The organism is Leadbetterella byssophila DSM 17132, from assembly GCF_000166395.1.
Classification (GTDB): Bacteria; Bacteroidota; Bacteroidia; order Cytophagales; family Spirosomataceae; genus Leadbetterella; species Leadbetterella byssophila.
In genome coordinates this window covers 778640-803741 of record NC_014655.1, presented here as the reverse complement: position 1 = coordinate 803741, position 25102 = coordinate 778640, and the positions used below count along the sequence as shown (strand labels likewise).

Sequence of the window (25102 nt, the reverse complement as noted above, 5' to 3'; positions counted from 1 at the left end):
CTTTGTATCAATTAAAGAAATTGAATGATGAAATTAGATACACGTAAAAGCTTAATGGCCTTAGGACTGATCGTTTTGGTCACAGGATTTCGCTTGATAGAGCACCCCTTTAATTCTACGCCTATGTTGGCGGTTATGCTGTTTTCTGCGGCAGTAATTAAAGATTGGCGACTAAAAATAGCTATACCGCTCCTATGTCTAGCCATCAGTGATGTATTAGTAGGGATCAAATACGGTTATGGTACGTATACCTCTTCTGCACTAGTGTACTTTGCTTTTGCTACAGTATTTGCCATTGGATACTTTGCATTGAAGAAACTGAATGTAGTGAACATCGCTCTGGGTTCAATAGCAGGATCTATAGTATTCTTTTTGATTACAAATTTCGCATTTTTCTACCCTGAGGCAGCTATAGCGAATCCCACTTTAGGTCATTACCCTCACAATTGGGTAGGTATAGTAGCATCTTACCAAGCCGGATTACCGTTTTTCAAAAACATGTTAGCCGGTGATTTAATGTTCAATGGTTTATTATTTGGCGCTTACGCTTTAGTGTTGAAGTCGGCTGCCTTTCAACGTGCCAACGCATGATTTATAAAAACATTACTTTCGTAATTCCTGTAAACAAAGAACAAGCTTTCTTAGAGATCACAAAACAGGTATTGCAAGAACTTCCTCCCTGGGTGTCTGACATCCGGGGTTTTAAATTAATAGAGCAGGTAGATCCGGAATCGGTGAATTTTGCGGTACAAATCCTGTTCACAGAAGAAGCCCATTTAGAGGCTTTTGATTTACACCAAGTGGTCAAAGTGATCCAAGATCACCTGCAGGAACAGGTATTGTTCTTTGAATCTCATTTAGAGAAGTGGTATTAATCAAACAGAGGCCAATCAATCTTGATCAATAAAGCTCCGGGTTGCCCCACGTAGCCCGGAGTAGTAAATACTCCATTCCAACCCCAGCCTTTATTCAAGAACTGCCAGTTCAAGGCTATTCTTCCCTTACTTATTGGGAATTTCAAATATAGATCTGCAATAGGTACACCACCCGTTTCTTGCCCTTGTTTAGCTATAAACTGGTTTACCAGTGGAGAATAGTACAATCCTTGATATTTGGATTGCAGATAGATATCTAGGCCTGTATAAATGCGAAGCACCTTGGCATAAAGGAAATTGAATTCCAAATTTGCATGGTGAGTAAATTGAGGAATCGGATACACTTCTTTGTCAGAACTACTGTTATAGAAGATCCTGTAAGTACCTTCAAAATTCTTGCTCCTGTAGGCCATCTGTCCACCGATATGTATCATATTCAAATCACTCTTCTTCTGAGCAACCTCCGGCACAGTGGCCAAATAAGTATAATTTTTGACACTGCTCCAGCGCAATTCCGGCACAAATCCGAAAGAACCCACATTAACTGGCAACTTAACACTCAATATTTTAGCATTCTCTGATTCCAAATCATTCCTGTATTGGAGTATTCCGTTTTGGAAACGTTGGTAAAACAATCCTGCTGGTCGGGCGGAATTATAAAACCCTATCTCGAAACCTTTATAGAATAAGGTAGCATCTATTAGGTAATTCTTAGGACTCTCCATCTCAGCTCTAAGGTCTAGGGTGTTCGTTGAATCAGGAAAAACATAGCCTAGTAATCCCCCTAGATAAAATTCAGGTTTCCAGTTTAAAGTAGAAGTTGGGAATCCAGAGTTGTTCAATTTATAGAATCTACTTTTCGCATAAACCTGATAATTAAACCCTTTAAAATATCCCTTAAAACCTATTCTGTTACTGATGCTTTGTAATCTGTAGTGATAATTCAAGGTATCAACTTCAGCAGGCGCAGGAATTCCATAAACCATCGCCGAAGTGGAATCAGTGAAAGCAGGGTCAAAGAAACCGTAAGTTTTTCTTTCGTAATCCAGGATATGAAAGGCTTGGATGCTGTTTTTAAGGACAAATTGCTGGTACAAATGCAGATTGTTCCAGCGTTCTCTGCTAAACACCCCGTTTTTCAGTGCGGCATCATAATTTCTGGCATATTTTGGCTCTAATCTACTGAGAGTATCTCCCCCGCTAATTCCACCTTGTTCAAACTGCTTGTGATTAAAATGGTAGAAAGCGGCTAGTAATTTGTATTTGCCTTTCGTGTAATTAGTACTAACATCATATTTCCAATGATTCACCAGAACCTCTTCACTTCTTTGAAATCCATATTGCTTCTCGGAATTGAATTTTAAAATGTTCAAAGTAACGTTCCAATTGGGACGTATGTTTTGACTATGAGTGATCTCAAACTGTGTATGTCCCCCACCCATTTGATAGCCCAAATAAGTGTAAGGTGAACGAGTATTATAGTACTTGATATTTTCAGGATCCGGTGCATACATCAGGTTTGATTCCAAGCCCATTTGATTACCTATCCCATTGAATTTCTGAAAATAGAAAGGACGTGCAGAAGTACCTACATTACCTAAATCCTGATATACCCATCCGGATCTACGAAGGGGACTAGAGTAATGATAATATCTTAATGAAGTATCCGGATGAAAGGAACGCTGGATATTTCTCAACACGTCCTTTTCATACACAAATTCTACAGTTGCATTACTATAAACCTGACGTGTGGTATCGTCTAAAACCTGAGCAGTGCCGGGCAATGCCAAACACAGTAAACTAAAGATCTTTCGGTACATCCCCATGATATTCTCTTACAAAATTAGGGCTTTTCTACGAAACCTAGCTGTGTTCTAAGGTATTTTCCAAAGTCCTCCCCCATTTCTACTTTGACTACCGGAGTAAAAACTCGGTCCAAATCTTCAGTTCCTATATCCTGCCTAATCTTCACCAGATCCTTTTCAGTGGTTAATATCGCTACATCCTGATGTTTACTCAGGATTTCCTTAATCTTAATGGGCGGTATCTTGTAATGATCTCTAAAAGCATAATGCTTAATGATCTCATAGTTCTTACTTTGCTGCTCAAAGAATTTCTTGTTCTCCGCTATGGCAGATAGGAGTACCACCTTAGAACCTTTCTCTAGTTGATTTCCTTTCCCATTTTGGGGAACCTGTATCTGATAGGACGCGAAAAACACCGGAGAAGTAGAATACCTACGAACTTCCTTTTCTATACCCTTCTTTTCAGATTCAGATATATCCAAAGGACATTTCGTGATGATCACTACATCCGCTCGATCTGCCCCTTTTCTACTCTCTCGTAATCTTCCGTAGGGTAAGACATGGTCTTTGTAAAAGGGTCGATGATAATCCGACAAAAGGATCAAAAAGTCCGGCTTTAAATACCTGTGTTGATACACATCATCAAAAACAAAAGTATGGATATCAGAATACAAATCCCGGGCCCTTTGGATACCTTTTACTCTATCTTCAGATACAAAAAAACGCGCTTCAGGATGCTTATCTGCTAACATTCTTGGTTCATCCCCCACTTCTTCAGCGGAACTGGAAGGTCGTATCTCTAAGAATCCTTTGGTCTTTCTTCCATAACCTCTACTGATGACCCCCAGATTTCTATCAGATAAAAGATCCAATAGGTAATCTACCATAGGAGTCTTTCCCGTTCCGCCTACAGTAAGATTTCCTACACCTATGGTGGGAACTTCAGGATGAAATTCTTTAAGTAAACCCTGATCAAAAAGGAAGTTTCTGAAGGATGTGATACCTTTGTAAACCAAATGTAAGGGATATGAAACTTTCAGCAGCATTTTGCAAACATACGTTAAATTTTAGTTTTGACGCAGGAACATCCAGAGGAGTTTTGAGAAAAAAGGATTCGTATTTTTTACACCTCTTTGATGCGGACCATCCGGAAACCGTAGGTATAGGAGAAGCCGGGCCGCTATTTGGTTTAAGTCCTGAATTTGGTGATGCAGCTGAACAAAAGTTGGCTGAAGTAGTTAAGGCCATCAATGCAGGGGAGCCTTTGCCTTCCTTAGAAAATTATTCTTCTATACTTTTTGCCTTAGAAACGGCCAGATATGATTTAATTCAAGGAGGGAAAAGGATACTCTTCCCATCTAAATTTACCTCAGGTGAAGAAGCTATTTCCATCAATGGACTGATTTGGATGGGTCAAAAGGAGTTCATGAAAGAACAAATCATCAGAAAGATAGAAGCGGGATTTCAGACCATCAAAATGAAGATCGGCGCTATAGACTTCGAGACAGAAATGGAGCTGCTTCGATTTATACGAAGAGAATTCTCAGAGAGAGATTTAACTCTTAGGGTAGATGCTAATGGAGCCTTCTCTCCGGATGAAGCATTGCAAAAATTAGAAGAACTCTCCACTTTAAGGATACATTCCATTGAACAGCCCATAAAGGCGGGACAAGAAGGACAATTGGCTAAATTATGCGAAGAGACGCCACTTCCCATTGCTTTAGATGAAGAATTAATCCCCAATTTCCATAGAAAAGAGGAATTATTAGGGGCAATAAAACCTCAATTTATCATCTTAAAACCTACTTTGATGGGAGGTCTACAAGGTAGCAGGGATTGGATACAAACGGCAGAAAGATTAGGAATAGACTGGTGGATCACTTCAGCTCTAGAATCAAATATAGGACTCAATGCCATTGCCCAATTCACAGCAGAATTAGGCAATCCCTTACCGCAAGGTTTAGGTACCGGTACTTTGTATACAAACAATATTCCATCTCCCCTTTTTATTGAAAAAGGGAAATTAGCTTATGACCCTACAGGAGAATGGGATCTTCACTCGATCCAATCAATAGGAGAACGCAGATATTGAAGGGTCTCATATTCTCTGGTACCTTCTTTAGGTTCCAGGTTATATTCCCAGTTGGCTTGAGGAGGAAGACTCATCAAGATGGATTCAATTCTACCGTTTGATTCTAATCCAAAGCGCGTACCTCTGTCCCACACTAAGTTAAATTCAGCATATCGACCTCTTCTGATCAATTGCCATTTCTTTTCCTCAGAAGTATAAGCCTTAGAATGATTATGTTGAATCATTTCCATGTAAACTGGAGAAAAAGCGTTTCCTACATTCTGCATGAACTGAAACAGTTCTTCACGGTTATGAGTCGTTCCAGTTTGGGGAATAACTTGATTTGGGCGAAGATAATCGTAGAATATTCCACCTATACCACGGGCTTCATGCCTATGGCGGATATAGAAGTATTCATCGGCCCACTTTTTAAAAGCTGGATAAAACTCAGGTGCAGAGGCATCACAGGCTGCCTTCATTCTTTCATGGAAGAGTTTAGCTTGCTTAGGTTCTACATAGTGAGGAGTCAGGTCAGTTCCTCCACCAAACCAGCATTGCCCGTCACTCAATTCGAAGTATCTTACATTCATGTGAATGATAGGCACGTAGGGATTTTCGGGATGCAGAACTATAGATACACCAGTGGCGAAATATTCTTGATCTCCACTTAGTTTCAATAGGCTTTTTAGGGAATCTGTCACCTTTCCGCTAACTTCTGAATAATTTACTCCTCCTTTTTCAATTACTCTTCCTTTCGAGATGACCCTGGACCTTCCACCACCTCCGGTTTCATGCTCCCAAAGATCTTCTTTAAATTTCCCCTTGTCGTCTGCCACCTCTAAGTCCTTGCAGATTTGATCTTGTAGTTGTTTAAGGTAATCCCTAACAGCTTCTCTCATTTCAAATGTTTATAAGTTCGTATCCGATGCTAAGTAAATAAATTAAATGTACCAAAAAATACTTTCAGGTTGATTTTTTTTTAGGCAAGTACCATTCTTCGAATAATTTCGCTTAAAAAAGATATTATCTGAATAATTAGAAGATTTTATAAAAATGAAGGTACTATAATATCATGCCTGTACATTTGTCCCTACCTTTGTGCAGAATTGTAAATGTGTAAAATGGAAGTATTGGATTTAATCCGACCTATTTTTGTAAAACTCACGCCCTACTCCTCAGCCAGAGACGAATATTCAGGTAAAGAAGGAGTATTCTTAGACGCTAACGAAAATCCTTTTTCCTCCGTAACGGGCGAGTCATTCAACAGATATCCGGACCCTTATCAATGGGCTTGTAAAGAGAAATTAGCCAAAATCAAAGGGGTCAAGCCAGAGCAAATTTTCTTAGGCAATGGATCTGATGAAGCCATTGATCATTTGATAAGAATAACCTGTACTCCCAAGGAGGACAATATACTTATTCTCCCTCCAACTTACGGAATGTATAAGGTCTGTGCAGACATTCAGGAAGTAGGCATTCAAGAGGCCCCATTGACAGAGGATTTTGAGATTGATCCGGACACGGTGTTTGATTCCATAAATACGGCTACCAAGATCATTTGGATCTGTTCTCCTAATAACCCAAGTGGAAACAGCCTAGATAGGGAAGCCATTCTACAGATTGTAAAAGCTTTCCCTCATAAAATGGTGGTGGTAGATGAGGCTTATGTAGACTTTTCCAGTGAACCATCCTTTATTCAAGAACTGGATAAATATCCAAACCTTGTAGTCATTCAAACCTTCTCCAAAGCATGGGGTATGGCAGGTTTGAGGATAGGAACGGCTTATGCGCATCCTGAAATCATCAAGATTTTGAATAAGGTAAAATATCCTTATAACCTTAACCAATTGACCCAAGCTAAATTATTAGAATCTCTGGATAAGGAAGAGCAAAAGAATACTTACGTGAAGGAAATTTTGGCGCTTAGAGATCAATTGGAGGAATCCTTGAAACCACTCGCTGAGAAGATCTTCCCGTCTCAATCTAACATGCTTTTGGTAAGATTCAAGGATGCTAAAGCCTTGTTTCACTATTTATTAGGCCAAAAGGTGATCATCAGAGATAGGACTTCTGTTATCTTATGCAAGGATTGCTTGAGGATTACAATTGGAACGGCAGAGGAAAATAAAATACTCTTAGAAAAGATTGAAGAATTCTACAAAAAATAAAGGCTGTCAAAATTGACAGCCTTTTCTTTTCTTATTTCACTTCTTCGTAGTTGACGTCAGTAACGTCATCTCCGGAGTTACCGTCTGTAGGTTGTTGGGCAGCGCCCGCAGCTTGTTGAGCATTGTAAATCTCTTGAGAAGCCGCTTGCCATGCCGTGTTCAACTTTTCAGTGGCTGCATCCAGAGCAGCTGTATCACGAGAAGCATGAGCCGCTTTTAACTCAGTCAATGCTGCTTCTATGGCAGTTTTGTTTCCATCGGAAACTTTATCTCCATATTCTTTCAACTGTTTCTCCGTTTGGAAGATTAAAGAGTCAGCCGCATTCACCTTATCTACTAGCTCACGTTCACGCTTGTCTGCTTCTTCATTAGCCTTAGCTTCGTCTCTCATTTTCTGAATTTCAGCATCTGACAGACCACTAGAAGCTTCAATACGGATCTTTTGCTCTTTACCTGTTCCTTTGTCCTTAGCGGTAACGTTTAAGATACCGTTAGCATCCACGTCAAAGGTCACTTCAATTTGAGGTACTCCTCTCGGGGCCGGTGGAATACCGTCCAAGTGGAAACGTCCTAATGTACGGTTCTGAGCCGCCATAGGTCTTTCTCCCTGAAGTACGTGCAATTCTACTGAAGGCTGGTTATCAGCAGCAGTGGAGAAGACTTCCACTTTATTTGTAGGGATAGTAGTATTTGCCTCAATCATTTTTGTAAATACTCCACCCATAGTTTCAATACCTAGAGATAGAGGGATAACATCAAGAAGTAAGATATCTTTCACTTCTCCGGTTAAAACACCACCCTGTATAGCCGCACCGATAGCCACAGCTTCATCAGGGTTAACCCCTTTAGAAGGTTTTTTACCAAAGAAAGCTTCTACTTCTTCCTGTACTTTAGGGATACGAGTAGAACCACCTACTAGGATCACTTCGTCTACCTGACTTGCAGAGATACCCGCATTTTTCAAGGCTCTCTTACAAGGTTCCATCATTCTTTTCAATAAACTATCTGCTAATTGCTCGAACTTCGCACGGGTTAAGGAGCGAACCAAGTGTTTTGGAACTCCGTCTACCGGGAAGATATAAGGCAAGTTGATTTCAGCTTGAGTAGAGCTAGACAACTCGATTTTCGCTCTTTCAGCAGCTTCTTTCAAACGTTGCAGAGCCATAGCATCGTGACGAAGATCTACACCTTCATCTTTCTTGAATTCATCAGCTAACCACTCAATGATTACTTGGTCAAAGTCATCACCACCTAAGTGAGTATCACCATCAGTAGATTTCACTTCGAATACTCCATCACCAAGATCCAGAATGGATACGTCAAAAGTACCACCACCTAAGTCAAAAACGGCAATAGTGCTGTCCTTTCCCTGCTTGTCAAGACCATACGCTAGCGCAGCTGCAGTAGGTTCGTTGATGATACGTTTAACATCTAAACCTGCAATGATACCAGCTTCTTTTGTAGCTTGACGTTCTGCATCATTAAAGTATGCCGGAACGGTGATCACAGCTTCAGTTACCGTTTGTCCTAGATAATCTTCCGCTGTGGATTTCATTTTTTGAAGAATGAAAGCAGAGATTTCCTGAGGAGTATATAGACGGTCACCTATTTTCACTCTTGGAGTGTCATTTGGACCTTGTTCTACATCATACGCCACCGTTTTCATTTCCCCCCCTACTTCAGAGTATTTCTTACCCATGAAACGTTTCACAGAGGAAATGGTATTCTTTGGATTGGTAATAGCTTGTCTTTTTGCAGGAGCACCCACTTTCTTCTCGCCGTTATCTAAAAACGCTACAATAGAGGGAGTGGTTCTGGCACCTTCACTGTTGGCAATTACCACCGGCTCATTCCCTTCCATAACGGAAACGCATGAGTTGGTTGTTCCTAAGTCAATTCCTATTATTTTTCCCATAATTATTTTAAGATATTCTAATCTATGTTCTGCCAATACTATGATCAATTCAAATGCCAGCTGCGATTTCAAACTTAAATTATGACAAATTGACAGAGGGCACTGACGAATTTGCAAATGACATAAATGAGGGAATGACAAATCAGAGGTCTTAAAAGCAGAAAAGCCCCGGATAAACGCAAACCGGGACTTCCTATAAATGTTGATATGGTCAATTAGAGCAAAGTTGTGCGGATATCCTTACCATAAGTAATTTAGCCATGAGCTGTTCCTTACACACAAAACTAAAAAGGGTAGTGGCGCAAAATCCGTCAAACTAGTAGCATATTCCTTCAAAGTAAGGCAGATGGCAGTATGCCGTACCTCAGTTTAAAGGCTCTGCTAAAAGATTTGGCATCTTTATACCCACATTTGACGGCCACTTGCTGTACACTAACATACGCTTGGCTTTCTAATAAGGCATAAGCCTTCTTCAGCCTCACCTCCAAAATGTACTGTTGAGGACTTAGTCCCGTCAGCCTTTTTAAGTTCCTCAGTAGTGTTGATTCTGACATAGAAAATCTGTCACATAAAACAGGAACAGAAAGTGTAGAATCAGCATAATGTTCTGACACATACATTTCAAATTCCTTTAACCAGGATTGATCAGCGCTTGGTTCCTGCGCCAGCTTTTGTCTTTGATTATAATTAAACAATAAGTTATTAATGCGCACTTTCAACTCTTCCTCCTTAAATGGCATTACCAAGTAATCATCCACTCCTATGCGCAGGGCCGTTAGTTTTATCTCATCTTCTCCCCTTGCCGTGAGCATGACCACTGGTATAGACTGTGTTTCGGGATTCGATTTGATTTTTTGAACCAAAGCCAAACCATCTTCTCCCTGCATCATCAAATCTGTAATCACCAGATCCACTTCTGTCAAAAAAGTCGTAGCTTCTACCACATTAGGCACGGAATAGACTCTATATTGTTCCCCTAATATCTCTTCCAAGTATTCCCTCACCCTTACATTATCCTCAACGATCAAAATCCTTGCTGTGTGAATGTCAGCTTGTAATACGGAAGGTTTCTGTATCCTTTCATATGGAATTTTTACGCGAAATACACTACCATAGCCTGCCCTACTCACCAAACCCATCTCCCCTCCTAATATCTCTACTAATTCCTTACAGATCCCTAGTCCTAAACCTAAACCCTTTAGATTTTGGTCCAATTGATAGTATCGATCGAAGATCTTAGAGGGTTCCTCAGAACTAATGCCGGGTCCATCATCTTGAACTCGAATAAGGTATTCATTCCCCTCCTCTCCCACTTGAACTTTAACTTCTTTGTCAACAAACTTTAAAGCATTACTGAGTAAATTATGGAGGATCTGGCGTATTTTCTCCTTGTCCATCATCCAGTACTCATCTTCTGGAATTTGGACTTCCCACTGACACTGAATTTTGTTAGCGTCTATCAATGAATCAAATTGCCCTAGGAGTTGTTTGAAATAACTACTAGCATTTACTGCTTCGTACTGTGCTTGTATCAGACCAGAATCAAGCTTTTCTATGTCAAGTATTTGCCGGATGATCTTCTCCAGACTTAGTCCTGCTTGATGAATAGTTTCTACTAGCTTTCTATTACTGGGAGAAAAATCTTGGGCAGAAAGGAGACGCTCCAGCGGATTCAATATAAGCATCAATGGTGTGCGAAGTTCATGACTAAGATTTGCGTAAAACCTCGACTTAGATTCCATCAATTTCTTTAAATGCTCTGCTTGCTTCTGAATGATGGAGGATTAAGTGAAGAATTCATACTTTTCAGCCTCTTGGCATTACTCCTTATGGTAAGTATTAAAGCCAAGGAAAGGAACAAAGCCAGAAGGCTAGCTATTAGAATCCAGGTCTTTATCCTATTTTCCTGCTTTAGTCCCTCAGATCTATATGCAGGCTCTAATTCCGCAACTTGATTGGCCAACTTATTCTCCAAATCTTCCATGGCGTAGGAACTACCCATTTTATATGCCACATATACCTCTTTTTCCTTACCTTGTTTTTCCAGAATATAAGTTTTTAAGAGATATGGATCAGCTAGAAAGTGTGAAATCATCTCATCCGGCACTTTGGAACCAAAATATATAGCTGAATCTATATATTTTAAAGAACCGGCATAATCGTCCATTCTGAATAAACTACGGGCCGCAAGGAAGTAAAGTGAACTCATCCCACCCCAGTCAGAGATTTGACTATACGAACGGATACTAGCCAAATATTGTGTCAATCTCCCACTATGATCATTGCCGGGTAATCTGGCCGCTCTCAACGAGTAAATTTCAGCCATTTCCTTCACTTTATTGAACTTCTTAGCCAACTTCTCTCCTTCTTCTAAATAAGGCTCAATGGAAACCTCTCTTTCATAGATCCTCAGGTAAGAGGAATATCTCACATTGGATTCAGGACGGAGGGAATCCAAGTCAAATTCCTCAATTCTACTTTTGGCTAAATGCAAATAATGCTTAACGTTGACAGGCGAGTTAGTAAGCTCATGAACCAGAGCTAATTCCATGCAGGTTCTAGCGTATAGGTCCGGGTAAGAATCCGTGCTTTTATAAACCTGATGTAAAACGGGTAAAGCTGCACTGTATTTACCTTTTTTTTGCAGGGCCTCACCTTTACTTAATAGTAATCTCCAATAAATATAGTCCTGTTTGGCAGGCAAATTCTGATCTATAACTTGTAGAGCCGAGTCAACTTGCTGCCTAAAGAGTAAGCGCTCTATATGATTAGTAAGGGGATCTAGAAGTACTACATGCAGTAGCCACAATGCCAGGAATTTCATTCATTGTAGGGTTTGACATACAGGGTGTTACAATGTATAAAAGTCTTTTGGCACTAAAAAATAGTTGGGATAATTATACAGGTTACAGGGTTGAAAAGATATAGATAAGAGCTTGATTCCAAAGCGCCGTAGTAAACAACCCCAGCACAATACTGATCCCAATAGTCATATTGACCAATTTCGTATTTAAATGATATTGTTCAGCAATAATACTAGCCGTGACCAAAGTGGGCATAGCCATTTCAAAAATGCTGATTTTAGCAATTTCTTCATCCACATTTAGCATTAAAGCAGCAAACAGCACTAGGCCTGGCGCCAGAATTAATTTGTACCATAAGGCCATACTAATCTGCGGCATTTGTTGCTTCCACCCTTCAAATTTTAATTGAAGCCCTATAGAAAACAAAGCCAAGGGACCTACCGTAGCTACCAGCTTATCAAAAAATGGTTCAGCTACCTCAAAAGAAACAAAAGGCGAGAAAAACAGAGCGATAACACAGCCGATAAATGGAGGGAAAGTCACCAGTTTTTTTGCAATTCCAGTAAAAGATATCCTTTCGGTACTACTGGCTTTCAAGGAGGTAATTATTCCCACTGTGGAGAGAAGGATAAATGTAGACTGATCACTTAGAATAGCTATAGGCAAATGACCTTCTCCATAATATGCGGTCACCAAGGGAAAACCTATAAATGAAGTATTACTAAACCCTGACACCATCTCTAAAGTACTTCTGGAACGTTGTTTATAGTGTTTCCCTTTACAATATAGCTCCATTACTACCCAGGCTCCCGCCCAGGCCAGAAGGGGTGCCAAGACGGGAAAAATCATCTGTACATCCCATTGTACCTTTGGCAAATATTTAAAAGAAACGGCAGGAAGAGCTACATACATGATCCATGTATTGATTCCCTTATGGGCATCATGAGGTACTAATCTTAGCTTTTGCAACAACATCCCCACGCCCACACAAAAAGCTATCAAGATAAAGTTTACCATCCTTAGTGTAGATAAGGACACAAAATTCGGTAAACCTTGAAAAAGACGGCTTTAGAATTTCTGGTAATTTGAGTTAAACTAAAATCAATCCAAGTTTTTCCTAAGTAAATGAAGAATAGGGTAAGGTAAACCTAAACTGTCGATCTCACTTCTGCCCTGAATCTCAAAACCCATGTGTAAATAAAAACCCAAAGCTTCAGGATTTTGCTCGTTCACATCGAGTGAGTTGACTGCATATATATCTAGGGCAAATTCCATTAATAACCTACCATAACCTTTTCCTCTTTGCCTTGGAGATAGAAAAAGCATTTCAATTTTTTTATCGGCAATACCAATAAAACCTAATAATTCATCATCCTCCCATAAACCATGGGATTCTAGTTCACCAAAGTCCAGATCCGAAACGATTTTCTTTATGGATTGAAATACATGAGGCTCCAAGAAATGATGCGTGGCAAGTACTGAATCTTCCCAGACCTTTAAATAGTGTTGACGTTCCTCCGGCTTATAAGGTTTAATCTTGTTCATAGCTGCTTTTTCATTAATAGATCCACCTGTGGATGCTTTCCAAGTGTAAAGATATGAGATCCAAAGGTTTCGAATCCATTTCTTTGGTAAAAACCTAAGGCCTTCACGTTTTCTTCCCATACGCCCAGCCAAAGCTTTGTTATACCTCTACTTTTTGCCTCTTCTATCGCTTTTTCGTACAACAGTTGGCCATATCTCTTTCCCTGAGCTTTAGCCAAGACATAGATACGCTCAATCTCCAGATCATCTGCTATTCCGTTTGCGCCTTTCCGATATTGAGTTTAAGGTATCCTAATACCTCATTATCTTCTTCCAACAGATAGAAAAAGGATTCCGGATTATCTACTTCAGTGGTAAGTTGTTCCAGAGAAAACTTTTCCTCCAGATAATTCTTCATGTCTTCTTCCGTATTCTGAAAAGAAAATGTCTCAACAAAGGTTTTTAATCTTATTTTCTGGATTTTAGCGATATCTTTTGACTTCGAAATTTGCATACACTTAGTGTTTTAGTGTAGTAAACAAATTGAGCCAAAATTTTCATCCCAGCCCACTATGATTTTTCACGAATTCTATTGGAATTTGTTAAAAAAATAACTAACTTTAATAAAGGACCTTACTCCACATGGAACATATAGAACTAGAAGCCCTCACCCTTGAGGACTATCAAGAATTAAAAGCCCTGATGATCACAACCTATGATACCGTGGATGATCCGTATTGGGAAAAATATCAAATTAAGCGACTCATAGACATCTTCCCTGAAGGTCAAGTGGTTATCAAAGTCAATAAAGTATTGGCGGGGTGCGTATTATCTATCATCATAGATGAAGATCATTTCGAAGAACATCATACCTACAAACAAGTTACGGGAGATTATACCTTCAATACCCATAATCCGCATGGAACCATACTATATGGCATAGACATCTTTATCAAGAAAGAATTCCGCGGCATGCGCCTGGGTAGGCGACTGTACGACTACCGAAAGGAACTCTGTGAAAAGCTCAATCTGAAATCTATCATATTTGGGGGTAGGATGCCGAATTATATTCAGTACCAAGGCAAATTAACCCCAAGAATGTACCTGGAGAAAGTGAAGAATCGAGACATTTTTGATCCTGTACTTAATTTCCAGATGTCGAACGACTTCCATCCCATCCGTGTCCTGAAAGGCTATTTGGAAGGTGACGCGGCTTCAAACGAGTACGCCGTTCTGATGAAATGGGACAATATCTATTATGAAAAACCTACGCTCAACATTCGAACCACTAAAACCATTGTAAAACTGGGCTTGGTTCAATGGCAAATGCGCCCCTACAAGAACCTAGAAGAACTATTACAACAAGTAGAATTCTTCGTAGATGCCTTAAGCTCCTATAGGTGTGATTTTGCGCTGTTTCCCGAATTTTTCAATGCTCCTCTAATGGCGGCCTTCAATCATTTGTCGGAATCAGAAGCTATCCGCGAATTATCAACATATACGGATGAAATTGTACAGAATTTCTCTAGACTGTCTGTAAAATACAATATCCATATCATCACAGGAAGCATGCCGGAGTTAGATGAGGGCGTGTTACTAAACGTAGGATATTTATGCAAAAGGGACGGCTCCTTAGAACGCTTCGAAAAGCTGCATGTTACTCCAGATGAAGCCAAAATTTGGGGAATGAAAGGAGGAAACATACTGAAGACCTTTGATACGGATTGCGGAAAAATAGGTGTTTTGATTTGTTATGACGTAGAGTTTCCTGAACTCCCCCGTATGTTGGCAGAGGATGGTCTGGACATTCTCTTTGTGCCTTTTCTTACAGACACTCAAAATGGATATTCACGGGTCAGGAATTGTGCGAGAGCCAGAGCTATAGAAAATGAATGTTATGTGGCCATTGCCGGAAGCGTGGGGAATTTACCGAATGTACATAACATGGACATCCAATATGCCCAATCCGCCGTTTTCACTCCTTGTGATTTTTCATTCCCTACAGATGGCCTAAAGGCTGAAGCTACTCCTAACACGGAAATGATTCTCATTGTAGATGTAGACTTGGATCTACTTAAAGAGTTACACAATCACGGGGCAGTTAAAAATCTAAAGGACAGAAGACTGGATCTTTATAAATTAAATAGAAAATCCCATTTAAATAAGGGTGATTAGAATTTTAGGAGTTCATCATTCACCAAAACATAATAAGAAGCCTTTTTCAAATGCTCTTTGCAGTCCAAACCGGTAAACTCACTGTAAGCAGGAAGGATAAGGGCGCCATCATTTATGACAAAAGTAGGAAAGCTCATACTTCTTTTGAGCCCTATCTGTACCTCTTTACCCGGATGCAGATGCCCCGCTATGCAAAAGTAATTCGGATCCATTTCCATTTCATGAGTAAATAAAAAAGGGCCTTCTTTCCATTCATTTACCACTACTGATACCCCAATCGACTGAAAAAGATCATTACTCATACGATCATGATTCCCTTTAACCAAGATCCATTGATGAGCAGGATCCATCCATTCCTTGAAGTAACCTAAATCAGAGTTGATTCCGGCATGGATAAGGTCTCCTACCACTAAAATTCTTCGGGTTTCATACCTTGAAAATAGTCGATTCAGTCGCTGAAGATCCTTTTGATTCACAGCTTGGGGAACAGCAATACCATGCTTCCTAAAGTGGGCAGATTTCCCTAAATGCAAATCAGATAGGATAAGGGTATGGGTATCGGGCCAATATAAGGCCCTGTCATTCGTTAAAATGATCTTTTCTCCCCTAATCAGGAGTTCTATTTCTTTCATAAATTCCTTTCCTGCATCCTTTTCACTCGCGCGGCTAAATCTTCTGAAGACAATACTTGACGTAAGCTATCCACTTTTATAGGGAAACTCAGTGGTGTAAATCGGTCAGAGTGCTTAAAGATGAGTTTACTTTCTGAAATCCTCTTGAAAGCTTCATTTAGTCGCTCAGCTTGCATTTGCTCATTAAAGACTTCTCTATAAGCCTGTTTTAATAACAAATTTTCCGGATCATAAGATTCCAAAACATTGAACATAAGTCCGGAGGAGGATTGTAAAGATTTATTCGATTGCTGCTTGCCGGGATAATTCTGTAGGACCAGACCTGAAATCATGGCTATCTCTTTAAATTTTCTTTTAGCCATTTCAGTTGCATTCACGCTTTGAATCACATCATCCATCAAATGATCCGGACTAAGTATTTCTGCAAGTTCTTCACGTGTTATAGGTATGAATTGATCAGAATACAGTTCAAATCCATAATCATTCATGGCCATAGTAAAACTTAAGGGATATTTCACACTAATTCTATACCCCAACAGTGGCGCCATCACCTCATGTATAAGTCGGCCCTCAAAGGGATAGAAAAAAAGGTGGTATCCTTCTTTGGTCTTAATACTCTCCACTAAAAACTCCCCTACTCTAGGCATTTCTGTCTTCTCTTCCTGAGTGGCAATCAATGGCTGTAAAAAAACCAACTCTTCCTCCAAGTCTTGCCCGGAAACCGCATCAGAAAGCTTTTTTCTTAGAAAATGAGCCAGATTGGAGCTCAGGGGTAGTCGGCCACCTAGCCAACTAGCAGCTACGCCTTTCCCTGAAGATGCTTTGACATAGGCGGTCATATCTTTGGTCATGATCAGTTCCAAAACCTTTCCTCCTAGAATAAATTTCTCGCCTTTCTTCAATTTGGAAATAAAATACTCTTCAATCATCCCAATATAGCCCCCACTGAGATATTTAACGCGCAGCATAGCTTCTGACACTATGGTACCCATATTTAATCGGTGCAACATGGCTATTTTGCGTTTCTCCACTACATATTTCCCGGACCCATCTTGTATGACCTTATGGAACTCCGGATAATTCTCCCCGGTTTTCCCTCCTTTGGTTATAAATAATAAAGCCCAATCCCAGTCCTCATCACTCATGTCCCGAAAACCGTAGGTGGACTTCACTAAAGTTTTAAGTTCTTCCGCTTCAAAACCACCTCCTAATGCAAGAGTAACCATAAATTGAACCAGAACATCATAACACAGTACCAGCGGCTCTCTCTCTTCTACCACTCCCAGTCGGACCGCTTCTTTTAAGGCTGCTACTTCAATGATCTCTAAACTATGTGTAGGCACGAAATAGATTTTTGAAGTCTCAAAAGGAGAATGACCTGATCTTCCTGCTCTTTGTAAAAAGCGCGCTACACCTTTGCTGGAACCTACTTGAATAACCGTGTCCACGGGTTTAAAATCCACACCAAGATCTAAAGATGAAGTTGCCACTACTGCCTTTAACAGACCCGTACTGAGATTATCTTCCACCCATTCCCTGATTTCTGCATCTATGGACCCGTGATGCAAGGCAATTTGCCCTGCAAAATCAGGGTGCGCTTCTAGAAGCAATTGATACCAAACTTCGGCTTGGCGCCTAGTATTCGTAAAAAGGAGTGTGGATTGACTGTTCAAGATAACGGGAACTACTTCCTTCACCATGGTGGCACCCATATGACCGGCCCAAGGCAAGATCTCCACTTCTGGGGGATATACGGATTGAATATCTATCTTCTTCTTTTCCTCTGCAATTATCTTGATTCTCTTTGCATCCTTTGGAAGTAAAACCTCTAAAGCCTGGTCCAAATTTCCTATGGTTGCCGTGATTCCCCATACCCTTAAATCCGGAATTCTCTTTCTTAATACTACTAGGGCTAATTCAACAGCGACTCCTCTTTTACTACCCAAAAGTTCATGCCATTCATCCACTACTACCGCTTTCAGGTGCTTTAGCAGACTGCTGTTTTTCTTTTGTGCCAAAAGGAGATGAACACTTTCCGGAGTCATTAAGAGTACTTCTGGGGTATTTTTTAACTGTTGACTCTTTATCTGGGCATCTGTATCTCCATTCCGTAATTCCACTGACCAATCTAGACCTATTTCATCCAGTGCTTCCTGCATAGCTCGAGCCAAATCTTTTGCCAAGGAACGCAAAGGACTGATCCAGATCAGTTGTAAACCTTTGCCAAATTGCTCCGGATGCTCTAAGTAATCTTGAATCACAGCTAAAAAGACAGAAAAGGTCTTCCCAAATCCCGTAGGTGCCACTACCATTCCTGAATAACCTTCCGAATACTTCTTCCAGGTCTCCGTTTGAAAAGTAAAAGGAGTCCTCCCCTTCTGTTGAAACCAATCCTGAATAATACGATTCATAATGAGAGAAAGTGTGCTGTAAATTTTGGAAACATTCCGTAGGAAAAGGCTAAATACGGCAAAAATCTACGTTCAACGTTTAAAATAAACAATTTATATTATAAGCCAAAAGAATCGTAAGTGCATTTTTTCCTTTTTGAATAGGAAATTTTTCCTTATATTTGTTTTAGTAAAAGATATCATTATGACCAGCATACCTTTAAGTTTAAAACATAAGCGCATCATAGAAGGTATTCCTTCTGTAGGTGAATCTGCACATGTCTATTTATATACGGTAAAATCAAAACTAGATGCAGAATATATCAGCATTTTAGACCATTTGATAGGCATGAGTGATACTACTTTATCTAAATGGTTAAACATCACTCCCCGGACCTTCAGGAATTATAAGAACAATAGTGCTCTTGTACTGAAGGACAATATCAAAGAGCACATTATTCTCATCTTATCCTTGTATAAGCATGGAATTGAGGTTTTCGGCTCAGTAGAGAACTTTGAAAAATGGTTGATGGAAAAGAACCCTTTATTGGACCACCAAGCCCCTTCAGACTTTCTGGAGACCATTTCCGGCATCACATTCATTGATGATAGATTAACGGCCATGGAATACGGAGAAAACGTATGATGTTGTATAATATTCGTAAGGAAAAGTATGCCGACCGCTTAATAGCTTCCGGAGTGGCGAACCGTTGGAACAAAAAAGACGAGTACGTCATCTATACAGGAAGTTCCATTTCTCTATGTACCTTAGAACTTTTAGCGCATAGAGCTGCTATTGATATTGCTACCGACTATAAATTACTTTTTATTGAGGCTGAAGTTTGCGAGCAAGACATTGAAACGGTGAAAGTAGAGGGCTTACCCGCGCATTGGGCATCTATCATTTCCTACCCAATCTTACAAAAAATAGGGTCTGAATGGTATCAAAAGTGCGAGAAATTGCTTTTGGAAGTACCATCTGCTTTGGTACAATGGGAAAAAAACTACTTGATCAATACCAAACATCCGGAATTTGAGGAGAAGATTAAGATCGTAAATACGGAGAACTTCCCTTGGGATAGGCGACTATTGTAGCGCCATGGTATATTCTTCCTCTCCTGTTCTTTCATCTATTCCTTCTGAAATGACCTTAAAAGATTTCTGTGTATAAAACTGAACGGCCGAATGGTTCTTTTTGTAAACGTTTAATTGGATATGGGAATACTTCTTTTTCAACTCAGATAACAAAAGAGAACCTATTCCTTTCCCTTGATGCGAAGGATGGACAAACAGCGCGGCCAATGTATCATCAACCATAGCAGAAAAGCCTAATACTTCCCCATTCTCTTCCACTATATACACCTCAGAATGGGGCAAATAAATCTCCTTCATATCCTGCTTAGAGGCTTCCCAAAAACTTGAAGGAATAAAATCATGAGCCCGGACGGAGGCTTCAAGCCAAATATCAGTCAATGCATCCCAATCGCTCCCAGTGTATAATTTACATTCCATCATTTAGAACCTCAACAGTTGGTACATGTAGAACTTTAAAATTGAGTGAATTGGCAATAAAACACAACTTATTGGCTTCGTGATGCAGCTCTAAAGCTTTGGCTATCATTTTCAAGTCTTTAACAAGTACCTTAGGATGCAAGGTAATTTCACTAAAATAACCGGATCCATCAGCGTTTTCCACCATGACACCTGTAGCATCATCAGAATAAGATAAAACGATGACACCATTTGCAGAACACAAATGCAAATACCATAACATATGGCAAGAAGAAACGGAAGACAATAATAACTCTTCCGGATTAATTCTTTCAGGATTTCCTCTGAAATGGGGATCAGAAGAACCTAAAATGGGAGGTTTATGAGCGTGACTAATGGTATAATCACGCCCATAAGAAGTATAATTCTTTGTACCCTCTCCTGTATTACCTTCCCAGACCACCTGGGATTTATACTGATGTTTTTTCATAATTTATAATCTGCTCTGCTTTTAGGATAGTAGCAAATTCCTCGTTCAAACTCGCCAAAGCCACTTTATGTAGGACTTCAGCCTGAATAATTTCGCCATCTACTCCCTTTCTATCAAAAGTAGCAGTTGCGTCAGAAACCACAAAGGTTTCATATCCTAAATTTGCTGACATTCTAGCGGTTGTAGACACGCAAAGATTAGTGATCTAAACCTCCATTACTAAAGAATTTTTTTCCTTGGCTTAGACAAGTGAATCCGATAGCCCTCTAGAGAATTACTCCATTTTACTTAAGCCTTAAGCTTTTTCTAAACGGTTGACAACCCGGAAAACTATATTTTCAAAATTTCAGGCTCTATACAAAGGTCCAGGAAATATAATATCTGGTTAGGTTCTAGTGGATATTGTTTGTAATCCTCCCTGGCACTAATAAAATATCCATCCAAAAAAATAAGGTCAACTAAGTACGATCTTAGGTATTAATGCCAAAACATGGTGATCTCTCAATTCCGGGAGTTACCAGTGACTGATTTTATAAAAGCATATTGGTCCAAATTTTCTTTAACATATATGGCTACAAACCTTGCTTTCTTCCTTTGGTAGAAATTATCAGAATGTTTCAAAAACAGAATCAACCATAATGAACCCATCTGTTGTTGTGATAATCTTCGCAGAAGCATTAGAATTTTATCAACAATTTGTTAAAATGGATTGATCTGGAAATCTTAAGACTAATTTCAGACATTGACCAAGTAAACTATTCAATAAACAACGCTAAAAATATAGTAAATCCCAATCAATACCATATTCAAGCAGCAACCAATTGCTTTGTACTTGAATTCCTCTCAAAAACTTTTGTGCATTGTGTGCCAGTTTGCCCTAAAAATATCCACTATGCTAAGTAAAAAGGCAGATCTATCTATTCCCTATCGCCCTTCCTCCTCACCGGCACCCAGATTTCTTCTTCAGAATCCGGGCTACCGTTTTTATACCTTTCCCCCAGAACTTCAAAATGATGACGGTTGTCTAATACAAACCCCGACTGAGGCAACCAGGTCTGATATATATAAGTAAATATCGAAGGATCTGACCCCTTATAGTCAAATACAGCATACAAGCCACCTTCTATCACCAAACTTTCAAAACCCTCAGGCACTAAATCATCCGTCAGAATAGCTGCCCAACGGGTAAACTCTTTTCCAGGATCAAACTGTTCAAAATGATCTTCCGCATACTTGACTACCGAGTAGAGGTCTTTAGACACAAAGCGGGTGATAGCCTTTTTTCTTTGTTGAAATTCCAACCACAATTCCGAAATTCTATAATCAGAATAGGTCATTTTCCGACTAATTCCTACTAGAGCTAATGGCTCAATTTCAACGATTCTTGGCTTCATTTATATATTTAATGGTATAATCTAGCGTATTTTCAATTCCTCGTCTAAGCTCGTCTTTCCTGTTTATCACTCGGATATCCGGTGCAATTCCAATCCCCTCGTAACTTTTTTCGTCAGACATCAGAACCTTTTGAGGCACTAAGGAGTAAAACCAACCGTTAGCTAATTCTCTTCCTATCATAGTACCATGTGCTCCACTGGTAGTATCTCCTACTACAGTCACCGTAGGGAATTCCCGCAAGGCCATTACTGTTCTCTCTCCCGCACTGATAGTGTATCTATCCGTTAAGACCACCACCGGAGTATTTATATAGGTACCCTTTGGAAATACACTCCATTCGTGCCAATCCGTATAGGTAACCTTTCCGTTTTTGGTCTTACTTTTAAAGATACTCACCTTCTTATCGGTAAACCTACCTATTTCGGAAAAACTATAGGTAAAATCTCCACCTTCATTATGCCTTAAATCCAAGACATAACCTTTTACTTTCGGAAATTCACTAAGAAAAGTATTCAGAACGAAGAAGTTTTCTGCCACATGTTCGAAGTAGATATAAGCGATATCTTCTCCTTTCAATTTTCCATAAAAGTACCCATCACCCTCTTTCCTAGATTCTAAATAAGATTTGACCACTTCCAAACGGAACAAATCATCATCCACCTTGTTTCTAATGATGGTATTGGCATTAAAAATTGGCTTTCCTGGCGCAGTCAAAGTAACATGTCCGTCGTCCAGGTGTGCTAACATCTCTGAGAGTATGGCAAACAACTCATCATCTGAAGCACTATTGGTAACTTTTGTATGATACACATCGTATAATGCTTCCCAATCCACCTCTCTTTCTTCAAAAGGTGCATATTCATTATAAAATGTCTCCCATAAGTTCTCGAAGATTTCCATAGGACTCTTTTGGGGTTCAGGTTCATATTGACAACTGACCAAACCCAAGGAGAGAATTACTATAAGCTTTTTCATTTTACTGCAATGTGGAAAAATAGTCCGTTTTGATAAGATTTTAGTGGTCTGGGATTCTCTACGTGTAAGTAATCAAACCTATAGCTTAAGCTTCCTTCCAAGTGCTTGCCTAAGGATCTGACCCACTTTAATTCAGATTTCACATCCTTGAAATCCAGAGCCGAAACAAAATCTCCGTCCACTATAAATGCACCTAGTGTACGGAGTGAAGAATGCGAACTTATGTTTTCAATGAACTCATCATCATTCACTAGGTACGGAGAGCGGGAAATCCAAGCGAAGGCAGGCTGAGATGCCCGGATCTCGAACCTAGTTTTACTCGTAGGGCGAAGTTGAGCTTGAAGGTAGGGACCTACACCCAACTGTAAATAATACCCAAAGCTCCCTATCCTGCCGTATTGATAGTTCATCATTTGGAAGTGATTCTGAGAAGTAACGCCGGCTACCAAACTAAATTTGTCTTTAGATAGTATGCTCCAACCCTTGGAATAATCTAGCTCCACCAAGGTAAAAAAATGTTGTGCAGCCACTTTGCTATGGTCCTCTTCCAGATAGCGAAAACGAGACAATAATGCAGAGGAGTGTAAATTAGCTCTCAAGCCTAAACGTTGGTAGTTCTGGTTCTCCCACTGTAAACCCACATGGATGGGGCTAAAACTTTGATGTACAAAGGGAGAAAAAATCAGGTCCTGTCTACCCAAAAGACTGGCTCCTAATTCTAGTTCAATGCGGTTCTTCTGTGCTTGTGCTTGAAAGCACAGCAACAAGGTAAGTAATTGTAGCTTTTTCATTGGTTTATTTTACAATCCATTAAACGCAGTGAAAAAGAAAAAGATTTACATGAGGTCTAAAAATTTAGTAAACGGTCATTACCAGGTCCATCTAAAAATCCCTTTATTATACATAGTCGCTCCTAACCTCTGGTAAAATTGAATGGCTTTATAGTTATCCGTCTGCACTTCCCAGCGCATTCTTTTAACGTTCCGCAATTGGCATTGCCTTTGGGCCTCCTTCATCAGTTGCTCACCAATACCCTTTGATCTGTAATCCGGCACGACATATAAATCATCAAGATTCATAAATTCCTCTCCACTCCAGATAGAGAAATTCCATGTATAAGAGAGGTAACCTATAGGCACACCCTCTTCTATGGCTATAATGGCTCCAAATTTCCCGTTACGATACGCTGAAATAAGGTTTTCGGGACAAGAAGTAACCCACATTTGTTGGTGATGATCCTCAGCCAAGTCTAGAATCAATTCAAAAAGTTGAGGAATATCATCCTCAGTTATCGGTCTAATCATGGATGCTTTGTATTACTAGGACATGTGAAGTTACGTGAAGATTGTAGACTTCCTACTCTTTTGTGTAATTTTGCGGGTTAATGACTTCACTTTTTAAGTTAAACCCAACGCAGCGCAAATGGCACCTACCCCTAGTAGCAGGTGTAAGTGTAGGTCTCCCATTATTATTATGTTATTTCACCGGCGAGCAGGAAGGAGGTAGATTAGGGGCTTTGGCAGGCTTATCCATACTTTATTTACAGTCGAATAAACTGGTGGAAAGGATGATGATCCTCATGACCTGTTGCTTTGGCATACTTCTGTCGTACTGTGTAGGAATTTGGGCTTCAGCTAATCCATTGGTTGCTCCCTTAGCCTTAGGATTGCACGCTTTTGCCGTACACCTGGCTTTGCATCATTTGAGGTTAACACGTCCTCCTGGCAACTTCTTTTTTATCATGATTGCCTCTATGGCCATTTATACTCCATTTGATTTGGCACACATACCGGAAAAGATTGGCTATGTGGCCATGGGTACCATTTCTACTTGCATCATTGGCTTTATCTATAGTCTATTGACCATTCATCAGGAACCTAGTACACCTTTGCCAGAAAAGGAAAAACATATAAATATTACGGAGTCCATCATCTTCGGCATTTTCATGGCTATATCCATGACGGTGGCCCAACTAAGCCAATTTGAAAACCCTTATTGGATCTTGATCTCCTGTATAGCCGTAATGCAGGGCTCCAATACCAAACATGTGTGGTTAAGGGGAACACAAAGAATAATAGGTACCTTGATTGGCCTAGGGATAGTAGCTTTGATCTCTCTGCTTAACCCTTCCTATTTGTTTATGATCATATGCATCATAGTGATGCAAGTAATAGTGGAATACTTTGTGGTCAGAAACTATGCCATAGCGGTGGTATTTATCACCGTCCTAACTATCTTCTTATCAGAAGCTGGTGGGGATTTTGAAATACAAAAGATACTAATCGCCAGGATGGTGGACATCCTGATAGGAAGTATAATTGGTATAGTAGGTGGCTGGGCATTGTACCACGAAAAGGTGCATTATTATAGTACCAAAAGATGGAAAAAGTAG

General features: G+C 39.9%; 27 protein-coding genes. 8 read left to right on the top strand and 19 right to left on the bottom strand.

The features are described 5' to 3' along the window. Window positions 1–24 precede the first annotated feature (24 nt). Entirely contained in the window at window positions 25–591 is a 567-nt protein-coding gene (locus LBYS_RS03650; protein ID WP_041823418.1) for a DUF6580 family putative transport protein, read from the top strand. Beyond that, entirely contained in the window at window positions 588–875 is a 288-nt protein-coding gene (locus tag LBYS_RS03645; RefSeq protein ID WP_013407549.1) for a hypothetical protein, read from the top strand. The genes LBYS_RS03650 and LBYS_RS03645 overlap by 4 nt, the downstream gene beginning before the upstream one ends. On the opposite strand, the gene LBYS_RS03640 is transcribed toward LBYS_RS03645, so the two are convergent. Together LBYS_RS03640 and lpxK are read right to left on the bottom strand one after the other, a co-directional pair. Further along, a complete protein-coding gene (locus tag LBYS_RS03640; protein WP_041823417.1) occupies window positions 872–2695 on the bottom strand; it encodes a putative porin in 1824 nt (607 codons plus the stop codon). The two genes, LBYS_RS03645 and LBYS_RS03640, sit on opposite strands and share 4 nt — an antisense overlap. Before the next feature lie 23 nt (window positions 2696–2718). Next, window positions 2719–3726: a tetraacyldisaccharide 4'-kinase gene (lpxK, locus tag LBYS_RS03635; RefSeq protein WP_013407547.1), complete on the bottom strand. Its 1008-nt coding sequence runs from the start codon at window positions 3724–3726 to the stop codon at window positions 2719–2721. Here lpxK and menC point away from each other — a divergent pair. After that, window positions 3708–4772 carry an o-succinylbenzoate synthase gene (menC, locus tag LBYS_RS03630; RefSeq protein WP_013407546.1) on the top strand — a complete coding sequence of 355 codons (1065 nt, stop codon included), beginning with the start codon at window positions 3708–3710 and terminating at the stop codon, window positions 4770–4772. The genes lpxK and menC overlap by 19 nt on opposite strands. On the opposite strand, the gene hemF is transcribed toward menC, so the two are convergent. Then, entirely contained in the window at window positions 4736–5650 is a 915-nt protein-coding gene (hemF, locus tag LBYS_RS03625; RefSeq protein ID WP_013407545.1) for an oxygen-dependent coproporphyrinogen oxidase, read from the bottom strand. The genes menC and hemF overlap by 37 nt on opposite strands. Before the next feature lie 222 nt (window positions 5651–5872). On the opposite strand from hemF, the gene hisC reads away from it, so the two are divergent. Then, the gene (gene hisC / locus LBYS_RS03620) at window positions 5873–6919 is read left to right on the top strand and encodes a histidinol-phosphate transaminase (protein ID WP_013407544.1); all 1047 of its coding nucleotides are present in this window, start codon (window positions 5873–5875) and stop codon (window positions 6917–6919) included. 31 nt (window positions 6920–6950) lie between these two features. On the opposite strand, the gene dnaK is transcribed toward hisC, so the two are convergent. The 7 genes from dnaK to LBYS_RS19540 form a co-directional block, all read right to left on the bottom strand. Continuing rightward, window positions 6951–8834: a molecular chaperone DnaK gene (gene dnaK / locus LBYS_RS03615; protein ID WP_013407543.1), complete on the bottom strand. Its 1884-nt coding sequence runs from the start codon at window positions 8832–8834 to the stop codon at window positions 6951–6953. A gap of 332 nt (window positions 8835–9166) precedes the next feature. Next, entirely contained in the window at window positions 9167–10576 is a 1410-nt protein-coding gene (locus LBYS_RS03610; RefSeq protein ID WP_013407542.1) for a hybrid sensor histidine kinase/response regulator transcription factor, read from the bottom strand. 8 nt (window positions 10577–10584) lie between these two features. Further along, window positions 10585–11658: a hypothetical protein gene (locus LBYS_RS03605; protein ID WP_013407541.1), complete on the bottom strand. Its 1074-nt coding sequence runs from the start codon at window positions 11656–11658 to the stop codon at window positions 10585–10587. Window positions 11659–11740: 82 nt separating this feature from the next. After that, complete coding sequence (locus LBYS_RS03600; RefSeq protein WP_013407540.1) at window positions 11741–12655, bottom strand: AEC family transporter; 915 nt, start codon at window positions 12653–12655, stop codon at window positions 11741–11743. Window positions 12656–12739: 84 nt separating this feature from the next. After that, a complete protein-coding gene (locus LBYS_RS03595; RefSeq protein WP_041823415.1) occupies window positions 12740–13183 on the bottom strand; it encodes a GNAT family N-acetyltransferase in 444 nt (147 codons plus the stop codon). Further along, window positions 13180–13401, bottom strand: a complete 222-nt coding sequence (locus LBYS_RS19545) for a GNAT family N-acetyltransferase (RefSeq protein WP_229310453.1) — start codon at window positions 13399–13401, stop codon at window positions 13180–13182. Before LBYS_RS19545 ends, LBYS_RS03595 begins: the two co-directional genes overlap by 4 nt. Before the next feature lie 32 nt (window positions 13402–13433). Next, window positions 13434–13676: a hypothetical protein gene (locus tag LBYS_RS19540; RefSeq protein WP_229310452.1), complete on the bottom strand. Its 243-nt coding sequence runs from the start codon at window positions 13674–13676 to the stop codon at window positions 13434–13436. Between the two features lie 128 nt (window positions 13677–13804). Here LBYS_RS19540 and LBYS_RS03585 point away from each other — a divergent pair, with 128 nt between their 5' ends. Beyond that, window positions 13805–15337 (top strand): carbon-nitrogen hydrolase family protein, encoded by a 1533-nt coding sequence (locus LBYS_RS03585; RefSeq protein WP_013407538.1) that lies wholly within the window; start codon window positions 13805–13807, stop codon window positions 15335–15337. On the opposite strand, the gene pdeM is transcribed toward LBYS_RS03585, so the two are convergent. Continuing rightward, on the bottom strand, window positions 15334–15969 hold the full coding sequence (gene pdeM / locus LBYS_RS03580; protein ID WP_013407537.1) for a ligase-associated DNA damage response endonuclease PdeM: 636 nt from the start codon (window positions 15967–15969) through the stop codon (window positions 15334–15336). The two genes, LBYS_RS03585 and pdeM, sit on opposite strands and share 4 nt — an antisense overlap. Continuing rightward, entirely contained in the window at window positions 15966–18380 is a 2415-nt protein-coding gene (locus LBYS_RS03575) for a ligase-associated DNA damage response DEXH box helicase (RefSeq protein WP_013407536.1), read from the bottom strand. The genes pdeM and LBYS_RS03575 overlap by 4 nt, the downstream gene beginning before the upstream one ends. A gap of 184 nt (window positions 18381–18564) precedes the next feature. Here LBYS_RS03575 and LBYS_RS03570 point away from each other — a divergent pair, with 184 nt between their 5' ends. Together LBYS_RS03570 and LBYS_RS03565 are read left to right on the top strand one after the other, a co-directional pair. Beyond that, window positions 18565–19005 carry an Xre family toxin-antitoxin system antitoxin gene (locus LBYS_RS03570; protein WP_013407535.1) on the top strand — a complete coding sequence of 147 codons (441 nt, stop codon included), beginning with the start codon at window positions 18565–18567 and terminating at the stop codon, window positions 19003–19005. Continuing rightward, window positions 19002–19454 (top strand): RES family NAD+ phosphorylase, encoded by a 453-nt coding sequence (locus tag LBYS_RS03565; RefSeq protein ID WP_013407534.1) that lies wholly within the window; start codon window positions 19002–19004, stop codon window positions 19452–19454. Before LBYS_RS03570 ends, LBYS_RS03565 begins: the two co-directional genes overlap by 4 nt. Here the strand turns inward: LBYS_RS03565 and LBYS_RS03560 are convergent. From LBYS_RS03560 to LBYS_RS03530, 7 genes are all read right to left on the bottom strand, one after another. Next, window positions 19446–19874: a GNAT family N-acetyltransferase gene (locus LBYS_RS03560; RefSeq protein WP_041823414.1), complete on the bottom strand. Its 429-nt coding sequence runs from the start codon at window positions 19872–19874 to the stop codon at window positions 19446–19448. The two genes, LBYS_RS03565 and LBYS_RS03560, sit on opposite strands and share 9 nt — an antisense overlap. Then, the gene (locus LBYS_RS03555; RefSeq protein WP_013407532.1) at window positions 19861–20340 is read right to left on the bottom strand and encodes an OsmC family protein; all 480 of its coding nucleotides are present in this window, start codon (window positions 20338–20340) and stop codon (window positions 19861–19863) included. The genes LBYS_RS03560 and LBYS_RS03555 overlap by 14 nt, the downstream gene beginning before the upstream one ends. Next, window positions 20321–20530, bottom strand: coding sequence for a cysteine hydrolase family protein (locus LBYS_RS03550; RefSeq protein ID WP_262494818.1), 210 nt, complete (start codon window positions 20528–20530; stop codon window positions 20321–20323). Before LBYS_RS03550 ends, LBYS_RS03555 begins: the two co-directional genes overlap by 20 nt. A gap of 727 nt (window positions 20531–21257) precedes the next feature. After that, window positions 21258–21734, bottom strand: a complete 477-nt coding sequence (locus tag LBYS_RS03545; protein WP_013407530.1) for a GyrI-like domain-containing protein — start codon at window positions 21732–21734, stop codon at window positions 21258–21260. Further along, window positions 21715–22710, bottom strand: a complete 996-nt coding sequence (locus tag LBYS_RS03540) for a S41 family peptidase (protein ID WP_013407529.1) — start codon at window positions 22708–22710, stop codon at window positions 21715–21717. Before LBYS_RS03540 ends, LBYS_RS03545 begins: the two co-directional genes overlap by 20 nt. Further along, window positions 22707–23501 carry a hypothetical protein gene (locus LBYS_RS03535; RefSeq protein ID WP_013407528.1) on the bottom strand — a complete coding sequence of 265 codons (795 nt, stop codon included), beginning with the start codon at window positions 23499–23501 and terminating at the stop codon, window positions 22707–22709. Before LBYS_RS03535 ends, LBYS_RS03540 begins: the two co-directional genes overlap by 4 nt. Before the next feature lie 78 nt (window positions 23502–23579). Further along, window positions 23580–24014, bottom strand: a complete 435-nt coding sequence (locus LBYS_RS03530) for a GNAT family N-acetyltransferase (protein WP_013407527.1) — start codon at window positions 24012–24014, stop codon at window positions 23580–23582. 80 nt (window positions 24015–24094) lie between these two features. On the opposite strand from LBYS_RS03530, the gene LBYS_RS03525 reads away from it, so the two are divergent. Next, window positions 24095–25102 (top strand): FUSC family protein, encoded by a 1008-nt coding sequence (locus LBYS_RS03525; protein ID WP_013407526.1) that lies wholly within the window; start codon window positions 24095–24097, stop codon window positions 25100–25102.

What these genes read in the sequence shown, in the direction of transcription:
- LBYS_RS03650 (WP_041823418.1), top strand. Translation starts at nt 25, where the DNA reads ATGATGAAATTAGATACACGTAAAAGCTTAATGGCCTTAGGACTGATC.
- LBYS_RS03645 (WP_013407549.1), top strand. Translation starts at nt 588, where the DNA reads ATGATTTATAAAAACATTACTTTCGTAATTCCTGTAAACAAAGAACAA.
- LBYS_RS03640 (WP_041823417.1), bottom strand. Translation starts at nt 2,695, where the DNA reads ATGTACCGAAAGATCTTTAGTTTACTGTGTTTGGCATTGCCCGGCACT.
- menC (WP_013407546.1), top strand. Translation starts at nt 3,708, where the DNA reads ATGAAACTTTCAGCAGCATTTTGCAAACATACGTTAAATTTTAGTTTT.
- lpxK (WP_013407547.1), bottom strand. Translation starts at nt 3,726, where the DNA reads ATGCTGCTGAAAGTTTCATATCCCTTACATTTGGTTTACAAAGGTATC.
- hemF (WP_013407545.1), bottom strand. Translation starts at nt 5,650, where the DNA reads ATGAGAGAAGCTGTTAGGGATTACCTTAAACAACTACAAGATCAAATC.
- hisC (WP_013407544.1), top strand. Translation starts at nt 5,873, where the DNA reads ATGGAAGTATTGGATTTAATCCGACCTATTTTTGTAAAACTCACGCCC.
- dnaK (WP_013407543.1), bottom strand. Translation starts at nt 8,834, where the DNA reads ATGGGAAAAATAATAGGAATTGACTTAGGAACAACCAACTCATGCGTT.
- LBYS_RS03610 (WP_013407542.1), bottom strand. Translation starts at nt 10,576, where the DNA reads ATGGAATCTAAGTCGAGGTTTTACGCAAATCTTAGTCATGAACTTCGC.
- LBYS_RS03605 (WP_013407541.1), bottom strand. Translation starts at nt 11,658, where the DNA reads ATGAAATTCCTGGCATTGTGGCTACTGCATGTAGTACTTCTAGATCCC.
- LBYS_RS03600 (WP_013407540.1), bottom strand. Translation starts at nt 12,655, where the DNA reads ATGGTAAACTTTATCTTGATAGCTTTTTGTGTGGGCGTGGGGATGTTG.
- LBYS_RS03595 (WP_041823415.1), bottom strand. Translation starts at nt 13,183, where the DNA reads ATGAACAAGATTAAACCTTATAAGCCGGAGGAACGTCAACACTATTTA.
- LBYS_RS19540 (WP_229310452.1), bottom strand. Translation starts at nt 13,676, where the DNA reads ATGCAAATTTCGAAGTCAAAAGATATCGCTAAAATCCAGAAAATAAGA.
- LBYS_RS03585 (WP_013407538.1), top strand. Translation starts at nt 13,805, where the DNA reads ATGGAACATATAGAACTAGAAGCCCTCACCCTTGAGGACTATCAAGAA.
- pdeM (WP_013407537.1), bottom strand. Translation starts at nt 15,969, where the DNA reads ATGAAAGAAATAGAACTCCTGATTAGGGGAGAAAAGATCATTTTAACG.
- LBYS_RS03575 (WP_013407536.1), bottom strand. Translation starts at nt 18,380, where the DNA reads ATGAATCGTATTATTCAGGATTGGTTTCAACAGAAGGGGAGGACTCCT.
- LBYS_RS03570 (WP_013407535.1), top strand. Translation starts at nt 18,565, where the DNA reads ATGACCAGCATACCTTTAAGTTTAAAACATAAGCGCATCATAGAAGGT.
- LBYS_RS03565 (WP_013407534.1), top strand. Translation starts at nt 19,002, where the DNA reads ATGATGTTGTATAATATTCGTAAGGAAAAGTATGCCGACCGCTTAATA.
- LBYS_RS03560 (WP_041823414.1), bottom strand. Translation starts at nt 19,874, where the DNA reads ATGATGGAATGTAAATTATACACTGGGAGCGATTGGGATGCATTGACT.
- LBYS_RS03555 (WP_013407532.1), bottom strand. Translation starts at nt 20,340, where the DNA reads ATGAAAAAACATCAGTATAAATCCCAGGTGGTCTGGGAAGGTAATACA.
- LBYS_RS03545 (WP_013407530.1), bottom strand. Translation starts at nt 21,734, where the DNA reads ATGAAGCCAAGAATCGTTGAAATTGAGCCATTAGCTCTAGTAGGAATT.
- LBYS_RS03540 (WP_013407529.1), bottom strand. Translation starts at nt 22,710, where the DNA reads ATGAAAAAGCTTATAGTAATTCTCTCCTTGGGTTTGGTCAGTTGTCAA.
- LBYS_RS03535 (WP_013407528.1), bottom strand. Translation starts at nt 23,501, where the DNA reads ATGAAAAAGCTACAATTACTTACCTTGTTGCTGTGCTTTCAAGCACAA.
- LBYS_RS03530 (WP_013407527.1), bottom strand. Translation starts at nt 24,014, where the DNA reads ATGATTAGACCGATAACTGAGGATGATATTCCTCAACTTTTTGAATTG.
- LBYS_RS03525 (WP_013407526.1), top strand. Translation starts at nt 24,095, where the DNA reads ATGACTTCACTTTTTAAGTTAAACCCAACGCAGCGCAAATGGCACCTA.